The following is an 11,352-nucleotide window of genomic DNA, read 5'->3' on the forward strand; positions in this document are numbered from 1 at the left end:
TGCTACAGTCGTTACCATTCTGAAGGAGGTACCGATTGTGAAAGCGTTTGACGATGAGGAAACCCGGCAGAACGCCCCCCAAAACAACGAAAAGCAGGACGAGGCCGAATCCGACGAACAGGAGACCGGCTCGCAGGCGCAGACCGAACAGATCGAGCGTACCGGCGGCATCACGACGGGCAAGGGCAAGCACACGATCCACTGCCTGACGATCATCGGGCAGATCGAGGGGCACTACATCCTGCCCGCGACCAACAAGACGACCAAATACGAGCATGTCATCCCCCAGCTGCTGGCGGTGGAGCAGGACCCCGACATCGAGGGGCTGGTTATCATCCTCAACACGGTGGGCGGCGACGTGGAGGCGGGCCTCGCGATCGCCGAGCTGCTGTCGGGGATGAAGAAGCCCACCGTCTCCCTCGTGCTCGGCGGCGGCCACTCGATCGGCGTGCCGCTCGCGGTGAGCGCGCGCAAGAGCTTCATCGTGCCGTCCGCCACGATGACGGTCCATCCGGTGCGGATGAACGGGCTGGTGCTCGGTGTGCCGCAGACCCTCTCCTACTTCGACAAGATGCAGGAGCGGATCGTCAAATTCGTCACCGACAACTCGAACATCACCCCCGAGCGGTTCCGCCAGCTCATGATGAACAAGGACGAGCTCGTCATGGACGTGGGCACCGTGCTCGACGGGCAGTCGGCGGTCGACGAGGGGCTCATCGACGCGCTCGGCGGCGTGTCCGACGTGATCGAGTCGCTCTACGCGATGATCGAGGGGCGGGAGGAAGCGTCATGATCCTGCACACGATCATCCCGCCCGAGCAGATCTTCCCGGGCGGTGAAAACGCCGCATACGAATACCAGGAGCTGCATAACAGTTATATACAAGGAGTAAATATCGACGGAAAATTTACCGTTTCCCGGCTGATTTCCACCGATCCCAGGCTCTACCTCGACCCCCGGTACGCGCCGGGGGGCCAACTGTCAAAATAAGCCGGAGGGCGCGCCGCGCCCTACATAAAGGAGTCTGCCATGAGCGTGTTGGAGGCGTTTCTGCAGGGCGTCCTGCAGGGCCTGACCGAATTTCTCCCCGTGTCCAGCTCGGGACACCTCTCCCTTTTCCAGTATTTCACCGGGAACAGCGGCGACACCGGGTTCCTCTTCTCCATCCTGCTCCACGCGGGTACGCTGATCGCCGTGTTCATCGTCTTCCGCCGCACCATCGCCGACCTGATTCTCGAGGCGTTTTCCCTGCTGCGGGACCTCTTCACCGGGCGTTTCTCCGCCAAAAACATGTCCCCCAGCCGGCGGATGCTGCTTTTCCTGCTGCTCTCGCTCCTCCCGCTGACCGTGATGTTCCTCATCAAGGACTGGGTCGAGGGCTTTTCCACCGACAACGACGTGACGGTTGAGGGCTTCTGCTTCCTCCTCACCGGCGTCATGCTCCTGACCGCCTGCAAGCACGACCACGGCCGCAAGAACGCCTCCAGCATGAAGGCGAAGGACGCCGTCGCGGTCGGCGTGGCGCAGGTGGTCGCCACGATGCCCGGCATCTCCCGTTCCGGGTCCACCATCTCGGCCGGGATGCTGTGGGGCTTCGAGCGGGAATACGCCGTCACCTATTCGTTCATCCTCGGCATCCCCGCCGTGCTCGGCGCGATCATCTTCGAGGTGCCCGACGCCTTCCGCGAGGGGTCCGGGCTGCCCCTGCCCGTCATCCTCACCGGCTTTCTCACCTCGGCCGTCTTCGGCGTGCTCGCCATCAAGCTGGTGCAGTGGGTCGTCAAGGGCAACAAGCTCAAATATTTCGGCTGGTACACCCTCGCGCTCGGCGCCGTCATGCTCACCGTGGGCGTGATCGACAACTTCGCAGGGCATCCCATCCAGCAGTTCTTCATCGGCAAATAAACCGCAGTTGCTCAGGAGGGTATCATGGCCACCAAAACCTCATCCAATTCCCGCGGCAAATCCGCCGCAGCCACCCGCAAACGAAACGCCGCCCAGCAGCGCGCGCGGCGGCAGATCCACGCGATCATCCTCTTTGCGGTCGGCATCTTCGTCGCCGCGCTCACCCTGGTCAAGGGCTCGAGCGGCTGGAACTGGCTGCACAACGCCATGTTCGGCCTCTTCGGGTGGGGCGCGATCTTCGTCGCCGTCACCCTCCTGTACATAGCCGCGCTGCTCACGATGGACAAGCCCTTCAAAGCCCGCGCGTTTGAATGCGGCGTGCTGGTCGTCCTCTTCTGCGGCGCGCTGCAGATCTTCCAGATGGGCCTGCCCGAGAGCGACCACCTGCTGGACATGCTCGTCGAATGCATCCTGCGCGGCACCGAGGTCAAGAGCGGCGGCCTCTTCGGCGCGATCGCCGGGCTTCCGCTCCTGCACTTCTTCGGCAAGGTGGGCGCGGGGGTCGTCATCGTCCTGCTCATCTTCGTCTTCCTGATGCTGCTCACCGGCGGCACCCTCATCGGGCTCGCGCGCGCGGCGCACCAGCCCGTCAAAAAGATCGAGGAGACCTACGCCGACCAGATGCAGAAGCAGGAGGAGCGCCGCGCCGCCCGCGCCCAGGCCGCCCCGAAGACGCCCATCGACATCCCGCTCGACACCCCGCGCCGGGGCCGCAAAACCGCGAAGGCCGCCCCCGACCTCACCTCCGACGTGCCGCAGGCGGGCGCGCCGCCCGCGCCCAGGCCGAAGGCCGCCGCGATTGACATCCCGCTCGACGACGACTTCGACCCCGCGCTGGCGGGGGGCTTTTCGCTGCTGCCCGCCGACGAGGCGATGGAGTTCGTGCCCGCGCCCCAGCCGTCGATCGACGATCTCGTGAGCAAGGCGGCCACCGACACCGGCCGCTTCTCCTTCAAGGCGGAGCCCGCGCCCGAACCGGAGTCCGCGCCGCCCTTTGAGCCGGACCCCGTCCCCGCGCCGCCGCTCGACCGCGGCAAGCCGGACGAGGGCATCCAGATGGAGCTGGAGGCGGAATCCACCATCCCGGTGCACCCCGCCTATGTGAAGCCGCACGTCGGGCTGCTCAAGGAACCCCGCCGCAAGAGCGAGACGGACATCACCGACGAGATGCGCGCCAACGCCCAGCGGCTGGTGGACACGCTCGCCTCCTTCGGCGTGCAGACGCGCATCGTGGACATCTCCCGGGGCCCGGCGGTCACGCGGTATGAGCTTCAGCCGTCGGCGGGGGTCAAGATCAGCCGCATCACGGGACTGGCGGACGACATCGCGCTCAATCTCGCCTCGGCGGGGGTGCGCATCGAGGCCCCCATCCCCAACAAGGCCGCCGTCGGCATCGAGGTGCCCAACAAGGTGATCAGCGCGGTGTCCATCCGCGAGATCATCGACTCGAAGGAGTTCCAGGGCGCCAAGAGCAAGCTCACCGCCGCGCTCGGCCGCGACATCGCGGGCAATGTGACGCTGGCGGACATCTCCAAGATGCCCCACCTGCTCATCGCCGGCTCCACCGGCTCGGGCAAGTCGGTCTGCATCAACTCGATCATCATGTCCCTGCTCTATAAATCCACCCCCGAGGAGGTCCGCTTCCTCATGATCGACCCCAAGGTGGTCGAGCTGGGGGTCTATAACGGCATCCCGCAACTGCTCGTGCCGGTCGTCACCGATCCGAAAAAGGCGGCGGGCGCCCTCTCGTGGGCGGTCACCGAGATGCTCAAGCGCTATAAGCTCTTCGCGGACAACTCGGTGCGCGACCTCGGTTCCTACAACCACCTCGCCGCCCGCACCGAGGGGATGACCACCCTGCCGCAGATCGTCATCATCATCGACGAGCTCGCCGACCTCATGATGGCCGCCCCCACCGAGGTGGAGGACTACATCTGCCGCCTGGCGCAGATGGCCCGCGCCGCGGGCATGCACCTCATCATCGCCACCCAGCGGCCGTCGGTCGACGTCATCACCGGCGTCATCAAGGCGAACATCCCCTCCCGCATCGCCTTCGCGGTGTCGTCGCAGGTGGACAGCCGCACGATCCTCGACATGGGCGGCGCGGAAAAGCTGCTCGGTCGCGGGGACATGCTCTTCAACCCCGTGGGCGCGGCCAAGCCGGTGCGCGTGCAGGGGTGCTTCGTCACCGACGAGGAGATCGAGGACGTGATCGCCTTCATCAAGAGCGACGCCTCCGCCGAGTACGACGAGGAGATCGTCAGCGAGATCGACAACCACGTCGTCGCCGGCAAGGGGAGCAAAAACGGCGGCGGCGATTCCGCGGCGGCGGGCGAGGACGCGGAGGACGAGATGCTCCTGCCCGCGATCGAATGCGTCGTCGAGGCGGGGATGGCCTCCACCTCCCTGCTCCAGCGCCGCCTCAAGCTCGGCTACGCGCGCGCCGCGCGCATCGTCGACGAGATGGAGCAGCGCGGCATCGTCGGCCCCTTCGAGGGCAGCAAGCCGCGCCAGGTGCTCATCTCCCCCGAGCGGTGGGCCGAAATGAAGCTGAACCGCGCCGATTAAATAAAATTTGTCCCAGAGATGCCGCCCCCGGCGGCATCTCTCATTTCCGCCGCCCCGCGCGGCCGAGGAGCGTTACGATGTTTTTACCGCTGACCAAACAGGAACTGCGCGAACGCGGATGGGACCGGCCGGATTTCATCTGCGTGACGGGCGACGCCTACGTCGACCACCCGAGCTTCGGGATCGCGATCGTCTCCCGCCTGCTGGAATCGCTCGGCTACCGGGTGGCGATGATCGCCCAGCCGGTGTCCGACGCGGACTACCTGCGCTTCGGCGCGCCGAAATACGGCTGGTGGGTGACGGGCGGCAACATCGATTCGATGGTCGCGCACTATACCGCCGCCAAGCGGAAACGCTCGGACGACGCCTATACCCCTGGCGGGAAGGCGGGCCGCCGCCCCGACCGCGCCACAACCGTCTACTGCAACAGGATCCGCGCCCTCTTCCCCGACGCGCAGATCGTCATCGGCGGGCTGGAGGCGTCGATGCGCCGCTTCGCCCACTACGACTACTGGGCGGACACGGTGATGCCCTCCATTCTGGTCGACAGCCGCGCCGACCTGCTCATCTTCGGCATGGGGGAAAAGCAGACGGAGCATATCGCGCGGGAGCTGGAAAAGGGTGTGCCCGCCCAAGAGATCCGCTGCAAGGGGGTCTGCTACCTCACCAATCAGCCGGGGCTGCCCGCCGACGCCGTGTCGGTGGCCTCCTACGCCAAGGTGAAGGAGAACAAGCTCTCCTACGCCAAGGCCACCCGCACCGAGATTGAGGAACAGGACGCGGTGCGCGGGCGCAAGATCATCCAGAAGCAGGGGGACGACTGCTTCCTCGTGCAGACCGAGCCGATGCCTCCGCTCACGACGGAGGAGCTCGACGCGGTGTTCGCCCTGCCCTTCGAGCGGATGTACCACCCCTCCTACGAGGCGCAGGGGGGCGTGGACGCGATCAAGGAGGTCGAGTTCTCGATCATGCACAACCGCGGCTGCTTCGGCAACTGCAACTTCTGCTCGATCGCCTTCCACCAGGGCCGCGCCGTCACCTGCCGCAGCGAGGAGTCGGTCGTCGCCGAGGCGGAGGGCTTTCTCAAAAACCCCCGCTTCAAGGGGATCATCAGCGACGTGGGCGGCCCCTCCGCCAACTTCCGCCGTCCCTCCTGCAAAAAGCAGCTCTCCAAGGGCCTCTGCGCCGGGCGCAAATGCCTCGCGCCCACCCCCTGCCCCGCGCTGGAGGTGGATCACAGCGAATACCTCCATCTGCTGCGCCGCCTGCGCGGGCTGCCCGGGGTCAAACGGGTGTTCGTCCGCTCCGGCCTGCGCTACGACTATATGATGCTCGAACAGGACGACCGCTTCATGCGCGAGCTGCTCCAGTACCATGTGAGCGGCCAGCTCAAGGTCGCGCCCGAGCATTCGAGCGCCCACGTCCTCGACTGCATGGGAAAGCCCCACATCGAGGTCTACGAGAAGTTCGCCGAGCGGTTCTACCGCCTCACCAAACAGGTGGGCAAGGAGCAGTACCTCGTCCCCTACCTCATCTCCTCCCACCCCGGCTCCACGCTGAAGGACGCGGTCAACCTCGCGGTCTTCCTCAAAAAGCACCGCATCCGCCCCGAGCAGGTGCAGGACTTCTACCCCACGCCCGGCTCCGTCTCCACCTGCATGTTCTATACCGGGCTCGACCCCTATACCCTCAAGGAGGTGTTCGTCCCCCGCTCGCAGGAGGACAAATGGCTCCAGCGGTCGCTGCTCCAGTACTATAAGCCCGAGAACCGCCGCGCCGTGCTCACCGCGCTCCAGCGCACCGGCCGGATGGACCTCGTCGGAAACGGGCCGAACTGCCTGATCCCGCCCGACCGGCGCGCGCCCGACCGGGCGGCGGAAAAACCGGCGGGCCGCCAGGCGCCCGGCCGCGCGAAGGGCCGGGGGGAGCGGCGCGGCGCGCCGTCCCCGCGCGGGAAGCGCCCCGCCCGTCCCGCGGGCGGGCGCGGCCCCGGATAGCGGGCACGCGGGAGCGTTTTCTCCATAAGGAAAGCGGACATTTTCTTCGGAAAATGTCCGCTTTTTTTGCTGCGCGAAAGAGCGACTAGAGCAGGTGCAGCTTGATGCCCGCCTCCCCGATCCACTCCCGCCAGTCCTCGGGCAGGCCGGTGTCCGTCACGATCGCGTCGAACTGGGACAGGTGGGCGTAAAACGCCACCCGGACGTTGCCGAACTTGCTGGAATCGGTCACGAGGATGCGCGTCTTGGAGGAACTGATGGCCGCCAGCTTGAGGTCCACCTCGTACTGGTAGGTGCAGGTGACCCCCAGCTCCCGGTGCACCCCGCCCGCCGAGAGGAAAACCTTGTTGGCGCGGAGGTTGTTGACCATCGTGACGTTCTCGGGAGATTCGCACATGTCGGTGGCGTGGTGGTAGCTCCCGCCCCCCAGGATGAGCCGCCGGTTCGGCCTCTGCCGGAGCTGGTTGAAGACGCTGACGCTGAAGCACATGGCGGAAAAGTCCATGTCCGCCGGGATGTGACGGGGCAGGCGCTCGAGCGTGCTGCCCACGTCGAGGATGACCATGTCGCCCGGCTCGATCATCGACGCGGCGAAACGGGCGATCCGCTCCTTTTCCTCGAAGTGGGAGCTGTTTTCATAGGCCCACTCATAGTCCGGTCCGATGACCGGCCGGGCTTGGGGGTTCTTGAGCAGGACGTGGCCGTGCGCGACGGTCACAATATCGCCGTCCATCAGCACCTCCAGGTCCCGGCGGACGGTCATTTCCGACACCTTCAGTTCTCCGGCCAGCTCCCGGACCGTGGAGGAGCGCCTTTGCTGCAGAAGCTCTGTCATCCGGTTGATCCGCAACAGTTTTTTGTCCAATCGAAGCAATCCCTTCCTGTTATGATCTTGCCAAATCATAACAAATTGTGTTGGAAAATTCAAGCATATGTGAATATTTTGTCAATATAGCGCCTGTTTTCTCCCACAAAAATCACAAAATGATTTATTTTGTGATTTTTTATGTGGTTTTCTCCCAAGCTCCCGGACCCCCATGTGGCCAATTCTCCGAATCTTTCCGTCCGCCCCCACATCCGTATTGCAATGCGTAAAAACGCCGTGTTAAGATGGGCTTGCAGCCGGTAATTCCGGTAACAGATTTTTTCACATTCCGCCTGCGGGCACAAAGCCGTTACACGCGAAACCTTTCAAGGAGGGGAAGACCATGCTCGAAATTCTGGCTGGCATGCTGCGCACCGCCGCCCCCATTCTGCTCGCCGCCATGGGCGGCGTCGTCTTTGAAAAATCCGGGGTGTTCACGATCGCACACGAGGGCATCATGCTCTTCGGCGCGTTTTTCGGCGTGCTGGGCGTCTACCTGACCGCCTCCCCCCTCATGGGGGTCGCCTTCGCGCTGACGGCGGGCGCGGTCTGCGGGCTCATCTACATCTGGCTGACCGAGCGGATGGGCGCGAACGCCACGATCGTATCGATCGGCATCAACACGCTGGCGATCGGCGCCACCACCTACATGATGAAGATGATCTTCGGGGACGCCGGGACGGTCGGGAATCCGCGCATCATCGGCCTCCCGCGGATTTCGATCCCCCTGTTCGACCGGGTCCCCTTCCTGGACAAGGTGCTCAACAACCACACCGCGCTGGTCTACGTCTCCCTGCTCCTCGTCGCGGCCCTCCACTTCCTGCTCTTCCACACCCACCTCGGCATCTCCCTGCGCGCCGTGGGGGAAAAGCCGGAGGCCGCGGCCGCCGCCGGGATCCCCGTCTACCGCTACCGGCTGGCCGCCTCCGTCTTCGCGGGGATGCTCTGTGGGCTGGCGGGGGTGCACCTCTCCCTCGGGTACGTCAAGATGTTCACCGAGAACATCACGGCGGGGCGCGGGTTCTTCGCCTACACGGCGGTCGTCTTCGGGCACGCCAACCCCTTCGCCGCGGCGCTCGCGAGCTTTGTGTTCGGGCTCGCGGAGGTCGTCACCTTCCGCGTCCAGAACCTGAACCTCCCCGGGCCGCTCGTGCTCACCATTCCCTATCTCGTCACGCTTGCGGTGCTGATTCTGCGCAACCTGCGCCTGAAAAAGCCCGCCGTCCATAAGCCAAACCCAGCCGCGACCAACAACTAAACCGAAAAAGGGGGATTTCCATGGCAGTACCAATTCAAAAGATGCTCGACTTCTCGGGGAAAACCGTGATCGTCACCGGCGGCCGCGCCGGGCTCGGCTCGGGGATCGCAAAGCGGTTCGCCGAGACGGGGGCCAACGTCGTGATCACCTACCGCACCGAGGACCCGGCGCACCCCGCCGCCGAGGTGGTGGCGGAGATCGAAAAACGCGGCGCCAAAGGGCTTGCCATCCGCACCGACGTGCGGGACGCCGCCAGGAGCCGGGAGATGATCGCCAAGGCGGCGGAGGTCTTCGGCCGGGTGGACATGCTGGTCAACAACGCGGGCATCTATCCGCACCACGACCTGCTCACCGTGGGCGAGGCCGAATGGGACGACATGCACCAGTCCAACCTGCGGGGCGCCTTCTTCTGCGCGCAGGCCGCCGCCAACCAGATGATCCGACAGGGGACGGGCGGCGCCATCGTCAACATCCTCTCGATCAACGCCTTCCGGCCGATGGCCGACGGGCTCGTCTACGGCTCCTCCAAGGCGGGGCTCGAGATGGTCACGCGCTGCATGGCCTTCGAGCTTGGAAAGTACGGCATCCGCGTCAACGCGGTCGCGCCCGGGCTTATCGACGCGCCCGGCCTCGACCAGAACGTCCCCGGCTGGCGGGAACGCTACAGCGGCCGGGCCCCTCTCGGGCGGATCGCGCAGCACGTCGACATCGCCGACGTCTGCATCTTCTGCTGCAGCGAGCTCTCCGCATGGGTGACGGGAGAGACCATCCTGGCCGACGGCGGCGTCATGCTCGCCGAGGCCTACTAGAGAAGGAGGCTTCCATGAACGACTATTACTCCCTCAAAAACCGCGTCGCCATCGTCACGGGCGGCGGCAGCGGGCTCGGCCTCGGCATCGCCCGGGCGCTCGGCCAGCTCGGCGCGTCCGTCATGCTCTGCGACATCAACGAATCGAGCCTGCGCAGGGCGGCCGAGGAGCTCCGGCTGGAGGGGATCGACGCCGCCGCCAGCTACTGCGACGTGACCAAGCCCGACACCGTGCGGGACTCGCTGGAACGCGCGCGCCAGGTCCTCGGCGTGCCAGACATCCTCGTGAACAACGCGGGCGTCACGCTGATGCAGGATATCTTCGAGATCGGGGACAAGGACTGGGATTTCATTCTGGGCGTCAACGTCAAGGGGCTCTTCCGGATGACCCAGCTCTTCGCGGACGGGCTGCGCCGGGCGGGAAAGGGCGGCAACGTCGTCAACCTCTCCTCCAACGGCGCCAAGGTCACCTACGACGACCAGGTGCACTACTGCGCCTCCAAGGCGGCGGTCAGCAACATGACCCAGTGCATGGCCTCCAACTTCGCCCCGCTGGGCATCAACGTCAACGCGGTCTGCCCGGGCGCGGTGGACACCGCCATGCTCCGGGCCTGCATGGCCGCCACCGAGCAGCAGACGGGCGGCAAGGTGACCGTCGCCGACTGCGAAAGGACCTGGGGCCCGCCCCAGCTCGGCAGGCTGATCCAGCCGGTCGAGGTCGGCCGGGTCGTCGCCTTCCTCTGCACGCCCGCCGCCGCGATGATCCGCGGCCAGTCGATCAACGTGGACGCCGGGAACACCAAATTCTGACGATGAATAAGGAGGGAATCTCATGAAAAAGGCTCTCGCTCTCATGCTCGTTTTGACCCTGTCCCTTTCCCTGCTGGCAGGCTGCGGCGGCAGTCCGGCCGCCTCCCCCGCTCCCGACAGCGGCGCGCAGGCCGCCCCGGCCGCCTCCCAGGAACCCGCCCCCGCTTCCGGCGGACGCCGCGTCGTCATGGTGATCCCCCAGAGTCTCGGCGACTCCGGGCCGATGGACAGCCTCAAGCAGAATCTTGAGAAGGCCGCCGGGGAGTTCGACCTCGACACCTCCATCTACGAGGCGCTCGAGCCCTCCCAGCACGAGGAGGTCGTCCGCACCTTCGCGCGCGAGGGGGTCGACATGATCATCTGCGCCATGCCCACCATGGTGGAGGCGCTCAAGGCCGTGGCCCCCGAGTTTCCCGACACCAAATTCTGCATGGTCTTCCCGCTCGAGGAGATCGAGATGGACAACGTGGTCTGCGTCGACTTCGCCACCTGGGAGGGCTACTACCTGTGCGGCGTCCTCGCCGGCCACATGACCAAGGTGAACAAGGCCGGGCACGTCATCGGCGCCGAGCAGAGCGCGCTGATCGCCAACTACAACGCCTTCAAGGCGGGCGGAAAATCGGTCAACCCCGACTTTGACGTGCTCCTCTCCAACGCGAACTCGTTCGACGACCCCGCCAAGGGCAAGGAGGCCGCCATCAGCCTGATCGACCAGGGCTGCGACCTGATCATCACCGACTGCGCCGCCACCGCGATGGGCGTCATCGAGGCGGGCGAGGAGAAGGGCGTCTTCATCATCGGCGACTCCTCCCCCCACAACGAGATTTCCCCCGCGGTCGTGCTGGCCGACACGATGACCCAGTTCGGCCCCGCCATGTACTCGGTGGTCAGTGAATTCGCCAACGGCAGCTTCTCCCCCGGCACCCACTTCTCCACGCTGGCGGAGGGCGGCATCGGCATCACCGTGAGCCCGCTCATCTCCGAGCACCTCAGCGCGGAGGACAAGGCCGCCTTTGACGAGGGCGTGGCCGACGTGGAAGCCGTCTCCGAAAAGATCAAGGCCGGCGAGCTGACGGTCGAGCGCAACATTCAGAAGTGACACACCAGTGGACCGGCCCGCGCCCTCTGGGCGCGGCCGGTT

At 65.6% G+C, this 11,352-nt stretch carries 10 protein-coding genes; 9 read left to right on the plus strand and 1 reads right to left on the minus strand.

The genetic code is table 11. The features are described from left to right. The first annotated feature begins 37 nt into the window (after positions 1–37). The 5 genes from C1A13_RS12455 (at position 38) to C1A13_RS12475 (ending at position 6,470) form a co-directional block, all read left to right on the plus strand. Positions 38–793: a ClpP family protease gene (locus C1A13_RS12455; RefSeq protein ID WP_101552488.1), complete on the plus strand. Its 756-nt coding sequence runs from the start codon at positions 38–40 to the stop codon at positions 791–793. After that, positions 790–990, plus strand: a complete 201-nt coding sequence (locus tag C1A13_RS12460; protein ID WP_101552490.1) for a YlzJ-like family protein — start codon at positions 790–792, stop codon at positions 988–990. The genes C1A13_RS12455 and C1A13_RS12460 overlap by 4 nt, the downstream gene beginning before the upstream one ends. 39 nt (positions 991–1,029) lie before the next feature. Further along, complete coding sequence (locus C1A13_RS12465; protein ID WP_101552492.1) at positions 1,030–1,905, plus strand: undecaprenyl-diphosphate phosphatase; 876 nt, start codon at positions 1,030–1,032, stop codon at positions 1,903–1,905. A 24-nt stretch (positions 1,906–1,929) separates the two neighbouring features. Then, positions 1,930–4,473, plus strand: a complete 2,544-nt coding sequence (locus C1A13_RS12470; RefSeq protein WP_101552494.1) for an FtsK/SpoIIIE family DNA translocase — start codon at positions 1,930–1,932, stop codon at positions 4,471–4,473. A gap of 77 nt (positions 4,474–4,550) precedes the next feature. Further along, positions 4,551–6,470: a YgiQ family radical SAM protein gene (locus C1A13_RS12475; RefSeq protein WP_101552496.1), complete on the plus strand. Its 1,920-nt coding sequence runs from the start codon at positions 4,551–4,553 to the stop codon at positions 6,468–6,470. Positions 6,471–6,555: 85 nt separating this feature from the next. Here C1A13_RS12475 and C1A13_RS12480 read toward each other — a convergent pair whose 3' ends face one another. Continuing rightward, positions 6,556–7,305: a DeoR/GlpR family DNA-binding transcription regulator gene (locus tag C1A13_RS12480; RefSeq protein WP_172439278.1), complete on the minus strand. Its 750-nt coding sequence runs from the start codon at positions 7,303–7,305 to the stop codon at positions 6,556–6,558. Positions 7,306–7,678: 373 nt separating this feature from the next. Between C1A13_RS12480 and C1A13_RS12485 the strand changes: the two genes are divergently transcribed. Genes C1A13_RS12485 through C1A13_RS12500 form a run of 4 tightly spaced genes read left to right on the plus strand, consistent with a single transcriptional unit; the run spans position 7,679 to position 11,310 of the window. Further along, positions 7,679–8,593: an ABC transporter permease gene (locus C1A13_RS12485; RefSeq protein WP_101552500.1), complete on the plus strand. Its 915-nt coding sequence runs from the start codon at positions 7,679–7,681 to the stop codon at positions 8,591–8,593. 20 nt (positions 8,594–8,613) lie between these two features. Beyond that, positions 8,614–9,402: an SDR family NAD(P)-dependent oxidoreductase gene (locus C1A13_RS12490; RefSeq protein ID WP_101552501.1), complete on the plus strand. Its 789-nt coding sequence runs from the start codon at positions 8,614–8,616 to the stop codon at positions 9,400–9,402. A gap of 14 nt (positions 9,403–9,416) precedes the next feature. Next, on the plus strand, positions 9,417–10,211 hold the full coding sequence (locus C1A13_RS12495; RefSeq protein WP_172439279.1) for an SDR family NAD(P)-dependent oxidoreductase: 795 nt from the start codon (positions 9,417–9,419) through the stop codon (positions 10,209–10,211). Positions 10,212–10,233: 22 nt separating this feature from the next. After that, positions 10,234–11,310: a BMP family lipoprotein gene (locus C1A13_RS12500; protein ID WP_101552503.1), complete on the plus strand. Its 1,077-nt coding sequence runs from the start codon at positions 10,234–10,236 to the stop codon at positions 11,308–11,310. Positions 11,311–11,352 lie beyond the last annotated feature (42 nt).

The sequence above is a fragment of the Anaerotruncus massiliensis (ex Togo et al. 2026) genome (genome assembly GCF_900199635.1).
Lineage (GTDB): Bacteria > Bacillota > Clostridia > Oscillospirales > Ruminococcaceae > Anaerotruncus > Anaerotruncus massiliensis.